General features: G+C 36.5%; 14 protein-coding genes and 4 pseudogenes. 15 read left to right on the plus strand and 3 right to left on the minus strand.

Annotated features, from left to right (window positions below; all coding sequences use genetic code 11):
- The first annotated feature begins 311 nt into the window (after positions 1 to 311).
- The 9 genes and pseudogenes from JNUCC51_RS20785 to JNUCC51_RS20825 all read left to right on the plus strand — a co-directional run bounded on the left by JNUCC51_RS20785 (position 312) and on the right by JNUCC51_RS20825 (position 9689).
- A complete protein-coding gene (locus JNUCC51_RS20785; protein ID WP_337989567.1) occupies positions 312 to 1142 on the plus strand; it encodes a lipoate--protein ligase family protein in 831 nt (276 codons plus the stop codon).
- A gap of 202 nt (positions 1143 to 1344) precedes the next feature.
- Positions 1345 to 2136, plus strand: a pseudogene (locus JNUCC51_RS20790) (ribonucleotide reductase N-terminal alpha domain-containing protein); the annotation flags it as partial.
- Between the two features lie 351 nt (positions 2137 to 2487).
- Positions 2488 to 3135: pseudogene (locus JNUCC51_RS20795) on the plus strand (hypothetical protein); the annotation flags it as partial.
- Positions 3136 to 3235: 100 nt separating this feature from the next.
- Positions 3236 to 3697: an HNH endonuclease gene (locus JNUCC51_RS20800; protein WP_337989568.1), complete on the plus strand. Its 462-nt coding sequence runs from the start codon at positions 3236 to 3238 to the stop codon at positions 3695 to 3697.
- A gap of 236 nt (positions 3698 to 3933) precedes the next feature.
- A pseudogene (locus JNUCC51_RS20805) lies at positions 3934 to 5061 on the plus strand (hypothetical protein); the annotation flags it as partial.
- Positions 5062 to 5888: 827 nt separating this feature from the next.
- Positions 5889 to 6614, plus strand: a complete 726-nt coding sequence (locus JNUCC51_RS20810) for an ABC transporter ATP-binding protein (RefSeq protein WP_337989569.1) — start codon at positions 5889 to 5891, stop codon at positions 6612 to 6614.
- 12 nt (positions 6615 to 6626) lie between these two features.
- Positions 6627 to 7364 (plus strand): ABC transporter permease, encoded by a 738-nt coding sequence (locus JNUCC51_RS20815; protein WP_337989570.1) that lies wholly within the window; start codon positions 6627 to 6629, stop codon positions 7362 to 7364.
- Positions 7365 to 7634: 270 nt separating this feature from the next.
- The gene (locus JNUCC51_RS20820) at positions 7635 to 8936 is read left to right on the plus strand and encodes a sensor histidine kinase (protein ID WP_337989571.1); all 1302 of its coding nucleotides are present in this window, start codon (positions 7635 to 7637) and stop codon (positions 8934 to 8936) included.
- Between the two features lie 9 nt (positions 8937 to 8945).
- Positions 8946 to 9689 carry a LytR/AlgR family response regulator transcription factor gene (locus JNUCC51_RS20825; RefSeq protein ID WP_337989572.1) on the plus strand — a complete coding sequence of 248 codons (744 nt, stop codon included), beginning with the start codon at positions 8946 to 8948 and terminating at the stop codon, positions 9687 to 9689.
- Positions 9690 to 10036: 347 nt separating this feature from the next.
- Here JNUCC51_RS20825 and ppsA read toward each other — a convergent pair whose 3' ends face one another.
- Together ppsA and JNUCC51_RS20835 are read right to left on the minus strand one after the other, a co-directional pair.
- Positions 10037 to 12637 (minus strand): phosphoenolpyruvate synthase, encoded by a 2601-nt coding sequence (ppsA, locus tag JNUCC51_RS20830; RefSeq protein ID WP_337989573.1) that lies wholly within the window; start codon positions 12635 to 12637, stop codon positions 10037 to 10039.
- A gap of 234 nt (positions 12638 to 12871) precedes the next feature.
- Positions 12872 to 13000 (minus strand): annotated as a pseudogene (locus JNUCC51_RS20835) (recombinase family protein); the annotation flags it as partial.
- A 469-nt stretch (positions 13001 to 13469) separates the two neighbouring features.
- On the opposite strand from JNUCC51_RS20835, the gene JNUCC51_RS20840 reads away from it, so the two are divergent.
- From JNUCC51_RS20840 to JNUCC51_RS20860, 5 genes are all read left to right on the plus strand, one after another.
- Complete coding sequence (locus tag JNUCC51_RS20840) at positions 13470 to 13910, plus strand: LytTR family DNA-binding domain-containing protein (RefSeq protein WP_337989574.1); 441 nt, start codon at positions 13470 to 13472, stop codon at positions 13908 to 13910.
- A 10-nt stretch (positions 13911 to 13920) separates the two neighbouring features.
- Positions 13921 to 14373, plus strand: coding sequence for a DUF3021 domain-containing protein (locus JNUCC51_RS20845; RefSeq protein ID WP_337989575.1), 453 nt, complete (start codon positions 13921 to 13923; stop codon positions 14371 to 14373).
- A gap of 5 nt (positions 14374 to 14378) precedes the next feature.
- On the plus strand, positions 14379 to 15104 hold the full coding sequence (locus JNUCC51_RS20850) for an ABC transporter ATP-binding protein (RefSeq protein ID WP_337989576.1): 726 nt from the start codon (positions 14379 to 14381) through the stop codon (positions 15102 to 15104).
- The gene (locus JNUCC51_RS20855) at positions 15101 to 15832 is read left to right on the plus strand and encodes an ABC transporter permease (RefSeq protein WP_337989577.1); all 732 of its coding nucleotides are present in this window, start codon (positions 15101 to 15103) and stop codon (positions 15830 to 15832) included. Before JNUCC51_RS20850 ends, JNUCC51_RS20855 begins: the two co-directional genes overlap by 4 nt.
- Before the next feature lie 638 nt (positions 15833 to 16470).
- Positions 16471 to 17379: an NAD(P)H-dependent flavin oxidoreductase gene (locus tag JNUCC51_RS20860; protein WP_337989578.1), complete on the plus strand. Its 909-nt coding sequence runs from the start codon at positions 16471 to 16473 to the stop codon at positions 17377 to 17379.
- Positions 17380 to 17741: 362 nt separating this feature from the next.
- Here JNUCC51_RS20860 and JNUCC51_RS20865 read toward each other — a convergent pair whose 3' ends face one another.
- Positions 17742 to 18713: a DUF1385 domain-containing protein gene (locus JNUCC51_RS20865; protein WP_443136960.1), complete on the minus strand. Its 972-nt coding sequence runs from the start codon at positions 18711 to 18713 to the stop codon at positions 17742 to 17744.
- A gap of 132 nt (positions 18714 to 18845) precedes the next feature.
- On the opposite strand from JNUCC51_RS20865, the gene JNUCC51_RS20870 reads away from it, so the two are divergent.
- Complete coding sequence (locus JNUCC51_RS20870; protein WP_337989580.1) at positions 18846 to 19271, plus strand: hypothetical protein; 426 nt, start codon at positions 18846 to 18848, stop codon at positions 19269 to 19271.
- The last annotated feature ends 36 nt before the right edge of the window (positions 19272 to 19307 follow it).

Genomic DNA, 19307 nt, shown 5'->3' on the forward strand with positions numbered 1-19307 from the left:
ATAGTCCAATGAGTTTGATAAAATTAATTAGATTGTGGCTAGAATTAATCTATCTTTATTAATACGGATTATATTAGTGTACTGTCACAGAACCATTCCACTATTTTCTTGGATTAGGATGGGAGATACTTTTATAAAGCATAGAACTAAACGCAGAGTGTTAAAATGAGGCTGAGAGAATCCTTTGGTTTCATCGGACGCAACCAAGAAAGCGCACAGCCAGAATGGAAATCTACCTCACGTAATTGTGATGAGACTTATTTTTGCACACATTCGCAAAGTTTAATTTAATATTTTTAGGAGATGAATATATGACAACTTGGTATTTTTTAAATTCAGGGAAATGCAGCCCTTCTTTTAATATGGCTTTAGATGAGGCATTACTTGATTGGCATAGTGAAGGTTTAATCCCACCAGTCATTCGTTTTTATGAATGGGAGCCAGCAACTCTTTCGATTGGCTATTTTCAACAAGCAAAAAGAGATATTAATCTAGAAGCGGTAAGAGAACAAGGACTAGGCTTTGTTCGTCGTCCAACGGGTGGTAGAGCTGTTTTACATGAACATGAGTTGACGTATAGCGTCATTGTTTCAGAAAGCTATCCAGATATGCCTGAATCAGTGACAGAGGCATATAGAGTGTTAAGTGAAGGTATATTGCAAGGTTTTCATAATCTAGGTATGGATGCTTATTTTAGTGTACCTGATACAGAAGAACAAAGAGCAGACTTAAAGAAACCAAAAAGCGCAGTTTGCTTTGATGCACCAAGCTGGTATGAGCTTGTTGTAGAAGGTAAAAAAGTAGCAGGTAGTGCACAAACTCGTCAAAAAGGTGTTATTCTACAGCACGGAGCTATTTTACTTGATTTAGATCAAGAAAAATTATTGTCTGTCTTCAATTTTTCAAGTGAAGAGGCAAAGGACCGTATGCGTAGAAAGATGCCAGAGAAAGCGGTTGCTATCAATAACCTTGTTAAAGAACCTGTGACTATTGAACAATGTGTGACAGCTTTTAGAGATGGTTTTGCAAAATCGTTGCAAATTGATTTAAAACCATTTACACTTTCTGAGGAGCAATTAGAATATGTACATGCACTAGAAGAAAAAAAATATGCATGTGATGATTGGAACTTCAAAAAATAAAAAATGGTATAAGAAAAATATTTTTTTTTCGTTCAAACCTTGTAGTAACAAGCAGTTCGGATTCTATTCGAAATTGCAAGAGTTGAATTAAAAAACTATATATAGTATCTTTTTTAAAGAAATATACACAATATGTAGTGTTTAACGACACATGATATTGTGTATTTATATTTGTAAGGCAGAAAATAAGGGAGGCAAAACGATGGTACTCACAAATCATCAACCCGAAGTAAACAAATTTGAACAGTTAAACAAAGATATTGAACAATTTCCACAGGTGCACCCTGTAACGCCTGATATGCACATTAAGCATAAAGGTGTATCAAGGCTCGTGATGATCGATCGCTACTCGTTTAAGGATACGGAGAAGAAAACATTAAAAGCCGGTGATTTCGTCGTATTAACAGTGAAGGCAGATCCAAAATTCCCTGCACGTGGTTTAGGGACAATTCAAAAGCTTGATATGTCTACAAAAACAGCAGATATTTTGATTGAGGAAGATTACCGTAGTGCTTTAGATGATCCAAAAGAGCAAGAAACGGGTGTGATTACGCGTTCGATTGACGTGCTAGAAAAGCCTCTTGAAATATTTTATGAACAAATCGCAAAACGAAATGCAACAGGGCTTGCTTCTGTTGAAAAAACACAAGAGAAACGCCAAGAATGGTTTGAGAAGTTTTATGAGCAGTTAGTATCATTAAAATTCATTCCAGCTGGACGAGTTATATACGGGGCAGGTTCTGAAACAGATGTAACCTTCTTCAACTGTTATGTAATGCCATTTGTAGCAGATTCACGTGAAGGAATCAGTGATCACCGTAAGCAAGTAATGGAAATTATGAGCCGCGGTGGTGGTGTAGGGACAAATGGTTCAACATTGCGTCCACGTAACACTTTAGCACGTGGTGTAAATGGTAAATCATCTGGCTCTGTATCATGGTTAGATGATATTGCCAAGCTGACTCATCTTGTTGAACAAGGTGGCTCGCGTCGTTAAGACTCGGCGACGTAATCTCGTGAATTGCTGGAACACCCTTAGAGCTTTTTTTGCTACAACGTAAGCTGCAAAGCTAGGCGTGAATGCTTGAAAAAAGAAAAGATTGGGCAATCAGCAGCGAAGCATCTATGGAAACGTAGATGAACGTTCAACGACTATTGAAACTTTCTAAGCTTGTCAAAGTATGAAAGAAGTAAATCATATGAGGCGGAGACGCTCTTATGAGGCACGAGACAAAGAACAATATTCTTTGATGATATAGTCTGATCTTATGTGAAAGCATAAGAGTATGGCAGAAATGACCATGCCAGAAAAATTAAATTCAATATTTTTCTGTAACAAAAAATGGGAGCACAAATGATTATGTTAGCAGATTGGCATCCTGATATCGTGGAATTTATTATTTCAAAAATGCAAAATCCACGAATTCTACGATACTTAATCGAAAATACAACGGATAAAACAATTATTCGTCTAGCAAAAGAAAAATTAAACTTTAAACCTCTTTCATTCCAAGAGGAAGCTATGTATCAAGGTATTGTAAACTATAAAGGTATCGAAGGCTTAGGCGGCTTTGATATGGCTATTATTCGTGAAGCAGAAAACAAGCTTCGTGATGGTGGTACTTATACTGTTCACAATCCAGAGTTTTTAACTGGTGCAAATATTTCTGTAACATTAACAAAAGAATTTATGGAAGCAGTTGAAAGTGACGCTGAATTCGAGCTTCGTTTCCCAGCTGTTGAAGAATATACAAAAGAAGAAATGGCTATTTACAACAGTGAGTGGCATAAAGTTGGAGATGTGCGCGAATGGGAGAAAATGGGCTATAAAGTACGCACTTACCGCACGATTAAAGCGAAAGAATTATGGAATTTAATCAACGTTTGTGCAACGTACTCTGCAGAACCAGGTATTTTCTTCATCGACAACGCCAATGACATGACTAACGCAAAAGCTTATGGTCAAAGCGTTGTAGCGACAAATCCGTGTGGTGGACTTCGCCTCACGTTAAAAATTGCGGGATAAAGCGGGAAGGCTGAGAAATAGTAATTAACGATACTTTCAACATGATTCTTATTTGTTAGGTGATAACATGACAAAACAATGTAGGAAGTGTAATAAGATAAAAAATTTAAGTTGTTTTGGAAAACGATCCGACAGTAAAGATGGCTATAGAAACGATTGTAAAGAGTGTGTATCTCAAAGAGTGAAGGTTTGGGGAAAAAATAACTTTTGGAAAAATCGAGCGAAATCTTTTAATAATGGCTCTGGAAGAAGAAATGGAAAAGCTGGAGATATTATTAGAAATTCAGACCCTATATCTGAGAATGACTTGAAAAAGCTCTATGAATCTGAACCATTTTGTAGCTATTGTAAAATTGAACTTGAAAAGGAACAAGTAGTATTTGAACATATAACCCCTCTAAGTAGAGGTGGAAAGCATTGTATCCAGAATGTTTGTATAAGCTGTCATGATTGTAATCAACTTAAAGGGACAAGAACGGAAGATGAATTTCAGAAGTTCATATTTAGTTACATTGAAAGATTTCGTTAATTATTTGCTAATCCGAACCGAAGGCTAAAGGTAAAACTTCAGTCAGGGGCAACGCATACCCGGTGATCCTACCTAGTAGACTATAATCCGGGCACGAGACCGCAACATTACACAATATAATAAATACTAGCCTAACTAAAGAAAGAAAAAAGTGTGTAATGAAAATGTATGCTGAACTTACAGGAATTGAACTGTAAGAACTAGGGGATAAAAAGCCTTTAGGATAACAATAATTGGAACAACCACTTGCACCATATTCTGTGTGTAACTTAGCAGCTGTGAACTTAGCACAGTTTGCGAATAAAGAAGATCAAACAATTGATTACGAAGCACTCCGTGAAACAGTTCGTGTTGGTGTTCGTATGCAGGATAATGTAATTGATGCTACACCATACTTCTTAGAAGAAAACCGTGTACAAGCTCTAGGAGAGCGTCGTGTTGGCTTAGGTGTAATGGGCTTAGCGGACTTACTAATTTATTGTGAGAAAGAATACGGCTCAGAAGCGGGTAATGAGCTAGTTGATGAAATCTTTAAAACGATTGCAGAGACTGCTTATGAAGCTTCAACAGAACTTGCAAAAGAACGTGGTAGCTTCCCATTCCTTGTAGGAGCAACTGAGGAAGAGACAGCACGTTTACGTAAAGCATTCACTGAAACTGGCTTTATGCAAAAAATGCCTGCACACATTAAAGAGCAAATTTTAGCAACAGGTATTCGCAACTCGCATTTACTAACAGTAGCTCCAACTGGTTCTACTGGTACGATGGTTGGCGTGGCAACGGGTCTTGAGCCATACTTCTCATTCACATATTACCGTTCTGGTCGCCTAGGTAAATTTATCGAGGTAAAAGCAGAAATCGTACAAGAATTTTTAGAACGTCATCCGGAAGTAGATGAGAATAATCTTCCTAATTGGTTCGTTACAGCGATGGAATTAAAACCAGAAGCACATGCTGATGTACAATGTATCATCCAAAAATGGATTGATTCATCTATTTCAAAAACTGTAAACGCGCCAAAAGGTTATACAGTACAGCAAGTTGAAAAAGTATATGAGCGCTTATATAAAGGCGGCGCTAAAGGTGGTACGGTCTATGTAGATGGTAGCCGTGATTCACAAGTACTGACACTAAAAGCTGAAGAAAATGATATGGATCAACTATCATTCGAGGAAGAATTAGTAGAAGTACCAACGAAGCGTCCGGTTGTATTAGTAGATACAATTCAAGCGTTAGAATCGACAACAGTTATCGGTTCAGATGTAGGGAATACTTGCCCTGTATGCCGTAAAGGAACTGTAGAAGAAATCGGTGGCTGTAATACATGTACAAACTGTGCTGCACAGTTAAAATGTGGCCTATAAACCGTTTATAAAAAAGATGTGATGTTAAAAATAAACTCGCGAAGTTTTGCCCCTTTGGATATGATTATCTAAAGGGGCGTTTTTGTGTCGAAAAGAAAAAGAACATTGAAAATCGATAGGTGGATTAAAGAAGCTGGAGTGGGTGTGGATTATATGCAGTAGTTAAACTTCAGGATGTTTCATAGTTAGTAAGGTCCGCTCGTTAAAAGATTTTAAAATAAATAAGCAGCATGAATTAATATCAATTTAATAAAAAAAACCATTTGATTATGCATTTAACAGACTTAAAGTATCAGCATCTTGCTGGTGCTTTTTTTGTGGTGTGCGTAGCTTGCACATGAACTTTAGGGTGCAAGTTCCAATCTCTGAAGGAAGTAACAACCTGCCCGGGGAACACTACTACATATAAGGCTAAATCCGATTGAGTTTCCTCAATAAAACAAAGTGCTTTCTTTTGAAGACAGTATCTGATAAATAAGGTGGAAAGATGGTGGGAAAGTGTATGTGCTTATCCGGGGAGCTCTGACAGAAACGTGAAAATACTTTCAGAACCTACTTGGTGAAAAGTAGGTGGTCTATTAGAGTTTCATAGAACACCTAAAGGAGAAAGTAATTTGCTAATCATGAAGCAGTCCGGCTGTTCAAATTAGCTGAACTTGTAAAACAAGTGCTGCCACAGGGAATCTTGTTGACAGTTAGGAATAAAAATAGAACACCTAAATCTAATACTTTGGACATCTAAGTATAGAGGAGCAGATTGTATGCATGGAATGAAAAACAGTAGAATTCTCGAGTTATAGTATGTATGTAAATTAGGAGGGTGAACCATGCAGGATTACAATGTAAAGGTAGAAAAATTAACAAAGAATTATGGGAAAAAAGCTGTTCTGAAAGGAATAGACTTTACTGCTAAAAAAGGTGAAATTATTGGAGTTATCGGTAAAAATGGTGCTGGGAAATCGACATTTTTGGAAATTTTAATGACGATTAAAGATTATAATGACGGTAAGGTAGTTGTTTTTGGTGATGACTTAAAGGAAGTTGATCAAACTCAGCTGGAAAAAATCAAAAGTAATATTTCTGCTGTACTTCAGCCTACACAGTTTTATAAAAAATTAAAAGTAAAAGAATTACTAGATCTTTTTCGTGCCTATTATGGTAGTAAAGTAGATTTAAATGAAATTATCGAAGAGTTTGAATTGCAGGAGCATCTAAATACGTATTTTGATAATTTATCTGGGGGCTGGAAGCAAAAGGTTAGTCTGGCAATTGCTTTTTCTTCAAAACCGCGTTTGATTATTTTGGATGAACCGACTACCGGTCTAGATCCTCATATGCGGAACATATTATGGGAAAGTATCACAGGATATATAAAAAAAAATGACAGTACAGTGATTTTATCGACTCATTACATGGACGAAATCGAACTCTACTGTGATAAAGTTCTATTTATTAACGACGGTGTAACCGAAGTATATGATACGCCAGAAAATATTTTGAAATCAGGTTATAAGTCTATTAATAGCTTTTATCTTGATAAAATTTCTAAATAAGGGGGAGAAAAGATGTTATTAACACAAATTAAATATGACTTAATCATGTTTTTTAGAGAGTTATTTTATTTAGTTTTCACAGTTGTTGTACCGCCAGTAACATATATTTTAATGGGACAAATGTTCAGTAATGCAACCTATAGCGGAGGAATGAACTATGTTCAAATGTATACACCATCGTTTATTGTCCTAATTAGTTTTTCAGTAGTATTTTTTTCCTTTGGTTTTGATCAGGTAATGAATCGTGCTGAAGGAATTGAAAAAAGACTTTTCATTACGCCTATAACAGCTAAGATTCTTCTGATGTCCAGTATTGCCAAGTCATTTATTATTGCAACTGCAGGATTTGTCTTAATAACATTGATTGGCATATTTATTTATGATTTACAACTTTCTGTTGTTAATTTCTTAGTTTCATATTTAAGCTTGTTGCTTATTAATGCGATAATGTTAGTTTATTCTCATGCGATTTATTCAAACTTCAATGAAGTAAAAACAGCACTAATTATGTCTATTGTTTTGTTTCAAATTGTTATGTTCACTGGCGGCTTTTCTGTTCCCGTGGATAGTCTTCCGAATTTTGTTAAATATGTATCTTATGTGAATCCGTTCTATCATTTAAATAAAATGTATATTTCAATTTGGAATCAAACATTTGAATTCAATCAAGATATGTTGATTTCAATCGGGTACACATCGTTTCTTCTAATTATTTCATTAGTTGTTATTAAGCTCAAAAAAAGATTTTAATGAGTTCCAACGATTTGGTGAGAATCGTTATAAGTAGACATTGTCTTCTACGCCATTTGATAATGAGCTGTTGTTTTAAATGAATTTTTTGAAAGAACTTTGTAAAAGTGATAGCTTTAAGAGCTGCAATATAAGCTTGAATTCTGGTCAGGTTTTGTCTTTCTTTTAATTTCCTAACCGTCCGCTAACACGCCTTCCCTGATTCCTTTTATTTACTTATCTATAGTATACTATGTAGTGGAGTTACTATATAGAAATGAGGGTCAGTGAGTGGCTATATTAGCATTCATTCAGGTTTTATTTTATTGTATTTTGGTAAGTTTCGTTATAGGTAAACGTTTTTTTCGAAAGGAATATATTATTGCGGTCATATTGTTTAGTTTAATTATGGCTGGGCTATATTCGTATTTAGATATTTTTGGTTCATTATTAATATTTGCGTTTGTTCTTGCTATGTTTAAATATACATATCTAAAGTGGATACCTGCATTGTACTACGCATCAACAGTAATGATTGCTACGATTCTAATTGATCATATAACAACTTTCATTATGGTAAAAATCTTTGGGATTAGTACTACCTTTATAGAAACAAACGGAATAATTTCTTCAGCGACATTACTCCATCAATTTATTACACTGATTATTGGCTTTATATTTATAGCCTTTTGGAAAAAAGTTACTAACCGAATTTTTGTGAAGGATATAGATGATAGGAATTTAACGCGAATTGCAGCTTTCTTGGGTCTTTTTACATATGCGATTTATTTTACAATGATTGTTTATGTACGATTAACAGGAAATCAAAATAAGCTTGTATTGATGAATACGATGTACTTATTTATCTATTTTATTATTTTTGCTGTTAGTTTGTCGTTTCTAGTATATACCTTCAGAAAGCAGTTTGAGATAAGGGAAAAGGAAATTGAGCTAAACAGTCTACAAATGTATACCGAACAGCTGGAAAAAAACTATAATGAAATGCGAACTTTCCGCCATGATTACATCAATATCCTGTCTTCTATGTCAGAATACATTACCAATCGGGATATGAATGCTTTAGAAAGCTATTTTAATGACAATATTATGCGCGTAAGTCAACAGATTCGTGACAATGATTTTAAAATGAGGGGATTGTCTCAAATTAAAATCCCAGAAGTAAAAGGTTTGGTATCCGCCAAACTAATTACAGCACAGGAAAAAGGGATAGATGTGGTTTTTGAATGTCCTAACGAAATTCATTATCTGAATATGGATAGTGTACTGTTGTGCCGCTGTATCGGAATTATTTTAGACAATGCCATTGAAGCGGCAGAAGAAGTAGAAAAGGGTACGGTTCGAGTGGGGTTTGTGGAGTTTGAACAATCCGTGTCCTTTGTCGTTTGGAATACGTTTCGAGATACAGGACATAAGCTCTTTCAATATTTCGAAAAAGGTTTCTCAACAAAAGGAGAAAATCGAGGATTGGGGCTGACTAGCCTCAAAAAAATGGTTGATCAAGAAAATAACACACAGTTGGATACAGTTATAGAGGATGAATTTTTTAAACAAGAAATTGTAATTTTAAAGTGAGGGATTGAGATGATTGATGTTTTTATTTGTGAAGATCAAAAGGAACAAAGAGAAAAGATAGCCAGGTATGTTTCAAATTACATAATGATTGAAAACCTTGATATGCAACTGGTACTAACAACTGCAGATCCAGAAGAAGTATTAGCCTATATAAAGGAGAGTAATCGACCTGGTTTATATTTTCTTGATATCGACTTGAATCATGAGATGAATGGTATCACACTTGGCTCGGAAATCAGAAAAATTGATCCAATTGGTGATATTGTTTTTATCACAACCCACTCAGAACTTACATATTTAAATTTCATTTATAAAGTAGCTGCGATGGATTTTATTATTAAAGATGATGTCGATTCTGTACAGAGCAAGATTGTTAGCTGTTTGAAGGTGACAAATGAAAGAAAGCAAGTAATGAACAACGCATCCAATAAAAAATTCGTTCAAAGAGTTGCAGATAAAATTATTAGTGTCAACTATGATGATATCATGTTTTTTGAATCCTCCCCATTACATAAAGTTGTTTTACATTTGGATAATCGTCAAGTGGAGTTTTATGGGAAGCTGAAAGACATTGAAAAAGAGTATGAAGGCTTCATTCGTTGCCATAATTCTTACGTTGTAAATATCGACAATATTCAGGAAGTGGACTTAAAAAAGAAAGAAATTCTAATGGAAAATGGAGAAACTTGCTATGGATCTGCTCGAATGATTAAAGCTGTACAGAAAAAATTAGAAATGAATGTAATCGAATAAGTGTATGATCTACCTTGTATTTAAATAAGGATTTACAACGTTAATATAAAAAAAGGTCAATTCCTCGGCATTAAAGTCGAGAAATTGGCCTTTTTTCGTACTATATAATGCGTTCAATGGTTGAAGATCAATGCCTAAATCTTATTCGAGAGAAGCTCAATATCGATTATTCTTACCCAAAGTAAGGAAGAATCGACTTTCCGTTATTGAATAAAATCCCAAATTTTGCGATGGATTTACTATCAATTACCTAACAAAGAATAGAAAGGGAGCGTCCCTTTATCCATGACAGGTTGCGTATACTGCCGTCCATTATGACAAAGGCTCTTACTTGACGTATTCAGCTATTACAATATTTCAATATACCCTTCTGTTCCGTGTACGCGAATTCGTTGCCCATCTTTTATCAGTTCAGTGGCATTATCCACCCCAACAACTGCTGGTAAGCCATATTCACGCGCGATAACTGCTCCATGTGTCATCAGTCCGCCAACTTCTGTGACTAGACCTTTTATGGATACAAACAATGGTGTCCAGCTTGGGTCAGTAAAGGAGGTAACTAATATATCTCCTTCTTCTAAATCAGCATCTTCCATTTTTAAGATGACACGAGCACGCCCCTCTATAACTCCGGATGAAACAGGTAGCCCTACAATAGCTTTGGCTGGGAGATTTTCTCGTTTGTATTCACCTACAATAATTTCACCATCAGACGTGATAACGCGTGGGGGAGTAAGTTTTTCATATAATTTGTATTCGTCTTTTCGTTCGTTGATAATCTGGTAATCTAGTTTATTTGTGTGTACGATTTCACGAAGTTCTTCAAAAGTGAGATAGTATATATCTTCTTCTTCGTGAATAACGTTGTCTTGAACAAGTTGTTCGGCTTCTTTCAGTAAAGCCTGCTTATAAACGAAGTAGCGATTAATCATTCCGTATTTTGGATATTCACGGTAGCCTATGAAATTCCGGATTAGGTCGATCATTCGTTTTGTTTCTTTGGCTTTTTGCTCACCATTCGGTAATTGCTTCAAACGCTCTAGTAACTCTTGTTCTTTTTTCAAAGCTTCCTGTCGCCCTTGCTCAAATTTTCGATTGCTGGCATTAGGCTGCAAGTTTTTAATATTATTAAGAATCATAGGGATAAGTGTAATTGGTTTTTCGCTCCAACGAGTTTTCGTAATATCGATTTCTCCAGCACATCGCATTCCGTATTTGTTGAGAAAAACATGGAAAGCGTCTCTTGCTTCCTGTCCGCCATCAAACTTAACTAGTTCATCCAAAAAGTTATCATTTTGTGTGTGTTGTAAATATGCAATTACTTCTGGATAAGGACGGAGCACATCTGCTACATCCAAAAGTGCTAGACCCATTTCCGAAGTAATATTGTTTGGTACAGATTGAGAAAGCGTGTCTGCTACATTTTTTTCACCTAACCACTCGTACATTTTTTCATTGACCCATATTGAAGCATTTATAGCAGACATAAATACAGCTGAACTTTGTGGGTCAAATAAAATCTTCTTTAATTCCTGAATATCTTCTAGAATAAAATCAAATAAATCTATTCCTGATTTCGTTTGGATGTTTTGTTTTAACTCTTCTATGGATGTTTGATTACGCTTGATCAATTCAGAAACGATTGATGGATTGTTTTCGATTTGTGGTAACGTATCTGTATTGCCTCTGTTGGGACTCGGTGCTTTATTATCATTAGGTAACGATTTAATAAAATCTCCACGCTCAATGATGTTCATAAGTGCGTCTTTCATGAGCGGATCGTGTTGTCCCATAGCATTTAATAAATTGTTTCTACTGACCGGTGAAGCCAGTTGATGTGTGACATCAACAAACAATCTTCCACCTGCTTTTCGCATTGGCGCAGAAGTTGTTAATAGGAAAAAAGACAATCCCAACGGTTTCATGGGATCTGTCATCATTTGTTGATGACCGACAGATATATAGACGTGGTTTTCTTGATCAGCCGCTTTAGGGATGGGGAAAAGAGTTGTGATTGGGCGACTCTGAACAATATAAAATGTATCATCCACCAAACACCATTCGATATCTTGTGGGCAACCAAAATAAGCTTCGATCTGTCTTCCGATACGTGCTAGTTGTAAAATCTGTTGATCAGTAAGTGTTTGTGTCTTTTGCTGATCCGGATCGATCTGTTGTGTCTCTGTTCCTCCTCCTTTTAGGCCATAGATAGCTAATTTCTTGGCCGCTATCATTTTATCGATGATTTTTTCTTCCTGTACTTTATAACAATCTGCAGAGACCAAGCCAGAGACCAGTGCTTCGCCGAGTCCAAAACTGGCATTGATTGATAGTAGTTTTCGGTTAGAAGTAATCGGATCAGCGGTAAATAAAATCCCTGATGCCTGTGGGAAAACCATCCGTTGTATGATGACGGATAAATACACTTGACTGTGATCAAATCCATTTTGCATACGGTAGATTACCGCGCGATCCGTAAATAGGGAAGCCCAACATTTACGAATATGCTGCAAGATGGATTCCTTGCCTATGATATTTAAATAGGTGTCTTGTTGACCAGCAAAAGAGGCATGTGGTAAATCTTCAGCAGTCGCACTAGAACGCACTGCGTAAGCATGATCATCACCAAGCTGAGAGAGTGAGTGAGCAACTTCTTTTACAACATCGGAAGGAATTTCTACTTCCAAAATGATTTGTCGAATCTTCCTGCTGATTTCACCAATTTGATCATGATCATTTACTTTTAGCGTTGATAGTTGATCCAACAATACTTGAAAGGTTTCGTTTTGTTCGATGGCTTTTTGATAACCCTCTGTCGTAACACAAAATCCTTCAGGTACTTGTGTTCCTTCAACTTTTGATAATTCACCTAAATTTGACCCTTTTCCACCAACGAGCAAAAGCTGTGTTTTATCCATTTCCTGAAAACTAAGAACCAAAGAACTCATTCTACATCTCTCCTAACCATTCTATTGAGAAAAAATATTTGACAAGAGCTTACCGGCGTGATAACATAAAAATATAAGATAGGGCAACTATGCGCACGCGACAGATAGCGGTTGTGATATAATTATATATTCGTGTCTGCTTTTGTGCAATATTAAAGAACTTGGTAAAAGTATCCAAGTTTTTTTGTTTCTCTTTTCCTCTAATCACATCAAAATAACTGACTTAAGCCGAATCACTGCGTAATTAATCCCGGTATGCTTATGATACTTTTTAACTAATCTGCGGTATCTCCCTTCCTTTTTCGCTAAATTAATTCCTTCGCATTGACGAATTCGAATATTGAAATCACGCTCTAATGAATTACTCCACCTATAGACTATAAAGATTATCTTGCCACAAACAGGTGCTTATCTTGAATTAGGTTTAAGCAATGATCTTTAACAAAACCACATAATAAAAATAATATGATATTCCATTAAAAGGCATGATTGTGAAGGGCACAGGTAGAAAAAGATCAAAGCTTTTTATAAAACTGATAATTAAATCGTCTGAATAAGAATCCATTTTGATCAATCTTTTTTTCAAAATGGATTCTTTTTATTTATCTTAAATACTGGTGGTGTGGAATTTTTGATCAAACTTTATTTCAAAGCAACGCTATCAAAGACCGATATGCACCTTTTTTCTTCATTAGATAAACGCCAGCTACGGAACTCTCACACCTTTTAGGTCCCGACCACTTATCCCGTCTAAACGACCAGTCATCGAAAATCCATTTACATAACTAGATGAAAATTTTATAGTAAAAACGAAAGAAAGGATTGTGATGATATGAAGGTAGAAGTGTCGATTGACCCGGTATGCAAAGAGCCGAAAGTTATTATTCACACAGATAAAATGACCGATGAAATAGAGAATATCATGCAGTGTTTCACTTCCGCTGAAATGAACACATTATCGGTTTTATCACATAGAGGTGTTGAGTTTATTAACTGTGGGGACATTGTGCGCATTTATACGGAACAAAAGAAAGTTTTCGTTCAAACGATGGTTAGTATATACAATGTACGCTTTCGCTTGTACGAGCTTGAAGAAAAGCTGAATACACAGATGTTTGTACGTATTTCAAATGCTGAAATTGTCAATCGAAATATGATTATACATATGGATATAAGCAAGACAGGAACAATCGGGGTTGAGCTAAAAGGCGGGATTAAAACATACGCTTCAAGGCGCTATGTAACGAAAATTAAGAAGCAATTAGGGTTTTGAGGTGAAAAACATGCGAAAAGACATTTTAATTCGGATTATAGGTGGATTTATCATTGGGGTTGTACTTGGGCAAGTAGTGCAATTTTTTGTATCAAAGGGGATAGCGCAAGGGAGTTACGCTTGGGTAGTTCCTGAATTTCGAGCGTTATTTACAAAAGAAATATTCGCAATTATTACTCAAGTTTTATTGACTGGTTTGATTGGGATAACTTTCGCTTTAGCTGCATTATTTTTTGAAATGGCAAGATGGGGAATGTTGAAGCAGTATATTGTGCACTTTTTTGTAACGGCAATTATTTGGATACCGATAGTGATGATTTTATGGATGCCGAAAACAGTGGCTAATGTTTGTTCGTTATTAGCGAGTTTCTTAGGAACATATGTCGTGACTTGGCTATTTCAATATAAGCTTTCAAAGCGTGATATTGAAAAAATAAATGCAATGTTAACAAAAGAGAGGTGAGGTATATGACAATTGAAATTAACGGTTTAACAAAGCAGTATAAGGAACATGTAGTAGTGGATCAGTTATCTTTAAATATAAAAATGGGGGAATTCTTTGCACTTCTCGGTCAAAATGCTGCCGGCAAGACGACAACTATTAAAATGCTTTGTGGACTTTTATCACCAACAGCTGGAGATGCACTTTTGGATGGTGAAAGTATTGTTCATCATCAGGTCGCTGCTAAAAAGAAATTAAACATTTCTCCGCAGGAAACAGCAGTTGCACCAAATTTGACGGTATTAGAAAATTTGCTATTAATGGGCCGGATTTATGGGTGCTCAAAAACAGAGGCAAATAAACGAGCAAGCGCACAAATGAATTTATTTGGTTTGACTCCTCGTCAGTCTAATAAAGCCAAAACGTTATCGGGCGGTTATAAGCGTCGATTAAGTGTTGCGATGGCTATGATGTCTAATCCGAAAATACTCTTTTTAGATGAACCAACATTAGGTATGGATGTACGTGCACGCCATGATTTATGGAAAATACTAAATCAATTAAAAGGTCAAGTAACGATTGTATTAACGACTCACTACTTAGAAGAAGTCGAGGTGCTGGCAGATCGTGTGGGAATTATGCATCGGGGCAGATTACGCGCTCTTGGTACAGTCCAGCAATTAAAACATGAAACAAAAAAGAATTCTTTAGAAGATGTATTTTTAGAGCTTACAGAGGAGGGGGCACTTTGAAAGCAAGTGTATTTGCAACAAGAAATCATAAGGAAATAGTACGTGATCCATTAACACTCCTTTTTGGCATGGGCTTGCCAATGCTTCTTATGTGGCTATTTTCTGTCATGCAAAAAAATATGCCGTTCGCATTATATGAAATTGGTAATCTCACGCCAGGAGTTATTGTTTTTAGTTTCTCATTTCTCACTCTTTTTTCTGGTATGTTATTAGGCAAGGATAAAAGCTCATCGTTTTTAATGCGGATTTTTGCTTCTCCTATGTCAGCAAGTGATTATATTTTGGGTTATGTCCTGCCTCTGCTACCGATTGCATTATTACAAATCATTTTTTGTTTGCTTGCTGCTGTATTTTTAGGCTTGTCCTTGAATATATCTGTCCTTTTAATGGTAGGCGTCCTTATTGTAATCTCTTTATTGTATATAGGATTTGGTTTATTACTTGGAACAATTTTTACGGATAAGCAAGTAGGAGGTATCTTTGCGATATTTGTAAATTTATCAACGTGGTTTAGCGGTACTTGGTTTGAGCCTGACATAATAGGTGGAACATTTCAATCTATCACGCAATTTTTGCCCTTTGTCCATGCTGTTAATGCGGCACGTGCAGTATTAAGTGGGGCATATTCAGATCTTTTCGTCCCGCTCTCTATCGTTTTAGGTTATACGGTCTTTATTTTCATGATTTCAATCCTGTTATTTCAACGTAAGATACGAGGGGAGAGCTAAAATTTAACTTCTTTCAGCAAATGTCGTTTGTAGCGAAAGCGTAGAGGGCAGTTACAGATGTTTTTATGTAACGTAAGTGAAACGGCAGTTACAGATGTTTTATGTAACGTAAGTGAAACGGCAGTTACAGAATTCTCCCACCTCTATAGGTGATGAGACGAATCAGGATATAAGCTACTTTTTAGTATATGTCCAAACACCAACTGAAATAGAGGAACTCAGTTTAAGAGCACCATGTCCTGTCGCAACGACTGAGTGACCAACATCTTGTTGTTGCCGCTGCCGCTTCGCTTTCTCGCAGATGAAACCCTCTTGCTGTGTTTCGCTTTTGCACAGACAAAAACAATTTGCTGCCGCTGCGTTAGCACTACGCTTTCACGCAAAAAACATGTGCTGCTGTCGCTACGTTGCACTACGCTTTCGCGCAAAAAACATGTGCTGCTGTCGCTACGTTGCACTACGCTTTCGCGCAAAAAACATGTGCTGCTGTCGTTACGTTTCACTACGCTTTCGCGCAAGAAACATCTGCCAAAGCACAAAGCCGATTCTGGACGCAATTATGCAGAGGGATAATTGATTTTTTTAGTAGGATTTTCAGGAAATCTCTCGAATTATTTAAGTATAAAGGGGGAGAGTGTATGAATAGTTTACCAATTATAGTAGCTCCGATGTTTTTAGTTTCTAACCCAAAAATGGTTATTGAAGCTAGTAGAGCAGGGGCTATCGGTTCTTTTCCGTTATTAAATGCAAGACCCGCTTCAGCATGTGCTGAGTGGCTTGAAGAAATAAAAGAGGCGCTACCTACTGAGCAATGGGCAGTCAACTTTATATGTCACCCTGTAGCGAATACACGTTTTGAGGAAGATTTACAGTTAATTGAACAATTCCAGCCACCAATTGTCATTACTTCATTAGGTAATCCAAAGAGAGTTATAGACATTGTTCATGGCTATGGAGGGAAGGTCTATGCAGATGTTGCGAACGTCAAGCATGCTAAAAACTCTGCTGCCATAGGTGTAGACGGACTAATCCTTGTTTGTGCAGGAGCTGGTGGGCATGGCGGGCAACTAAACCCATTTGGCTTTGTATCTGCGGTAAAGAAATTCTTTACAGGGACAATCATTTTATCAGGCTCCATTTCTAGCGGTGCAGACGTATTAGCTGCTCAAATAATGGGAGCAGACTATGCCTATATGGGTACTCGTTTTTTAGCTTGTGATGAAGGAAATGCACCTGAAGAGTACAAAAATATGGTGATTGAAAGTGATACCTCTGATATTTTATATACTGATGCTTTTAGCGGTGTCCATGTTAATGTGTTAATTCCATCCTTATTAAAGGAAGGCATTGATCCAGCGACATTGAAGCCAAGAGAGGACATTGATTTAACACATCTTGTGAATGTCAAGGCATGGCGAGATATTTGGTCTGCTGGACATGGTATTACTAATATTGTCAAACGAGAGTCGGTTCGTGAAATATTTAAAACATTGGAAGCGGAGTACGAGAAAGCAAAACAGCAAATAGTTTCAGTACAGCCATTGTAAAAACTATAAAAAAGGGCAAGTCCAACTGATGCAATTAGTTGGACTTGCTCTTTAACTTTTTTCAGCGTGTGTTCAAACATCCGCTGAAATAAAGGAACTCAGTCTAAGAACGCCACGTCCTGTGGCGACGACTGAGTGACCAACATCATGCTGCTGACGCTACGTTAGCACTACGCTTTCGCGCAAAAAACATTTGTTGGCCCAAAGCCTCCGGCGGATGTTACGGAATCGGAAAGGAGTTAATAAAGGATTTTAGCCTAAAATCATCGCATCCGTGCGATAACGGCTAACTGACCTGCATCCAGCAGGCCTAAGCACAAAGCAGATTCCGGACGCAATTATGCCGAGGCATAATTGATTTATTAATCATGATTTAAAGTTGCTGCGATTTCTGGTTGTTGCTCAACTTGAAGCAACATATTGAAGGATGCGATGGCTACTTCTACTTGGTCGTCCTTTGGCTCGCGTGTTGTCAGTAATTGCAGCCATAAGCCTGGATAGCCAAGGAAGCGTAACACGGGAACATTACGGCATGTATTTGTCGCTTGAAGCACTTCGAATGAAATACCAAGAACAACTGGAATTAATAGAATACGGTCCAAGATGCGTAACCAAAGTGGATCAGTTGGCACGAAGAAATATAAAAACATGCCTACAAATACAGTGAACAGCATAAAACTACTACCGCAACGATAGTGTAAGCGTGATTGTGCTTGCACATTTTCTACTGTTACGTCCATACCAGCTTCATAGCAATTTATAACTTTATGTTCTGCACCATGATATTGGAACACTCGTTTAATTAGTGGAGTTAAAGAAATAAAATATAAATAGGTTAGTAGTAAAATTAGCTTAATGCCACTTTCAAGTAAAATTTGACCGGTTTTGCCCTCTATCCATTTAGAGAAAAAATCCGCAATAAATACTGGAATTAGTGTAAAGGCAAATTTACCAAATAAAAAGGAAAGAATACCTACAACTGCAACTCCTAAAATCATTTGAAGTCTCGAGCCTTCCTCTTTATGTTCTTCTTCTTCGCCAGGTGTAACGTCGTAACGGTCACCTGAAAACTGCATATGGCGAGAGCCTAAACCAGCTGATTCAATCAGTGCTACAACGCCTCGCACCAATGGAATTTTTTTAAGCTTTTGTAAAATAGGATTTTGAACTTTTTTGTAATGATAATAATCAATGGAATCATCGTTACGGCGAATCGCAGTAATCGTATGTTCCTTTCCGCCGAACATTACACCCTCTAATTGTGCTTGTCCCCCGTAAACAGGTGAATTGCTCAAGGCTAACACCACTCTCTTTTTATATTTCAACTGTACCATTGTACTAAATTTAGTGAAAAACCTCTAGAGTTACGCATAGTAAAATTTCTAAATGGTTACACTAATCGTATAGTTCAGGAAATGATTAGCATTAGAAAATAGACTCGTGGTACAAGTTAGGAGGACTTTTGCTTGAAAGTAGCTAGTATAACATCGCTCGTTAGTGCACTTGTTTTAGCATTGTGTTTAAAGGGGTTTCAATACTTTCATCTCATTAAATGGAATCCAATAGGTTTTTATAAGAAATGGGATTTATTCGAAGGTAGCTCAAAATTATTTCAATGGAGCTTTCTCATCCTAGTCTTATTTATTATTGGATTTGTGTTATATATTACGTTGAGATATGTCTATATAATCCCAGCTGTGCTATCTTCTTTTTTGCTCGGCCTTTTTTTGTCCATCACGTTAGAATGGATTGTTCTTGATTTGCCTTTACAATCTTCTTCTTTTAAAAAACTATCAATCCCTTTCATAGTCATTGTTATTTGTCTATTACGTTTCTTACTTGAAACTGCTAATTTTCATCAAAAGGAGCACACAGCACAAAAAGGAAATTAGTTGCTGTATGCGCCTTGTATGATAAAATAATGGCAA

Source organism: Lysinibacillus sp. JNUCC 51 (genome assembly GCF_015999525.1).
Classification (GTDB): Bacteria; Bacillota; Bacilli; order Bacillales_A; family Planococcaceae; genus Lysinibacillus; species Lysinibacillus xylanilyticus.

What these genes read in the sequence shown, in the direction of transcription:
- JNUCC51_RS20850 (WP_337989576.1), top strand. Translation starts at nt 14,379, where the DNA reads ATGACAATTGAAATTAACGGTTTAACAAAGCAGTATAAGGAACATGTA.
- JNUCC51_RS20865 (WP_443136960.1), bottom strand. Translation starts at nt 18,713, where the DNA reads ATGGTACAGTTGAAATATAAAAAGAGAGTGGTGTTAGCCTTGAGCAAT.
- JNUCC51_RS20825 (WP_337989572.1), top strand. Translation starts at nt 8,946, where the DNA reads ATGATTGATGTTTTTATTTGTGAAGATCAAAAGGAACAAAGAGAAAAG.
- JNUCC51_RS20845 (WP_337989575.1), top strand. Translation starts at nt 13,921, where the DNA reads ATGCGAAAAGACATTTTAATTCGGATTATAGGTGGATTTATCATTGGG.
- JNUCC51_RS20815 (WP_337989570.1), top strand. Translation starts at nt 6,627, where the DNA reads ATGTTATTAACACAAATTAAATATGACTTAATCATGTTTTTTAGAGAG.
- JNUCC51_RS20785 (WP_337989567.1), top strand. Translation starts at nt 312, where the DNA reads ATGACAACTTGGTATTTTTTAAATTCAGGGAAATGCAGCCCTTCTTTT.
- JNUCC51_RS20800 (WP_337989568.1), top strand. Translation starts at nt 3,236, where the DNA reads ATGACAAAACAATGTAGGAAGTGTAATAAGATAAAAAATTTAAGTTGT.
- ppsA (WP_337989573.1), bottom strand. Translation starts at nt 12,637, where the DNA reads ATGAGTTCTTTGGTTCTTAGTTTTCAGGAAATGGATAAAACACAGCTT.
- JNUCC51_RS20840 (WP_337989574.1), top strand. Translation starts at nt 13,470, where the DNA reads ATGAAGGTAGAAGTGTCGATTGACCCGGTATGCAAAGAGCCGAAAGTT.
- JNUCC51_RS20860 (WP_337989578.1), top strand. Translation starts at nt 16,471, where the DNA reads ATGAATAGTTTACCAATTATAGTAGCTCCGATGTTTTTAGTTTCTAAC.
- JNUCC51_RS20810 (WP_337989569.1), top strand. Translation starts at nt 5,889, where the DNA reads ATGCAGGATTACAATGTAAAGGTAGAAAAATTAACAAAGAATTATGGG.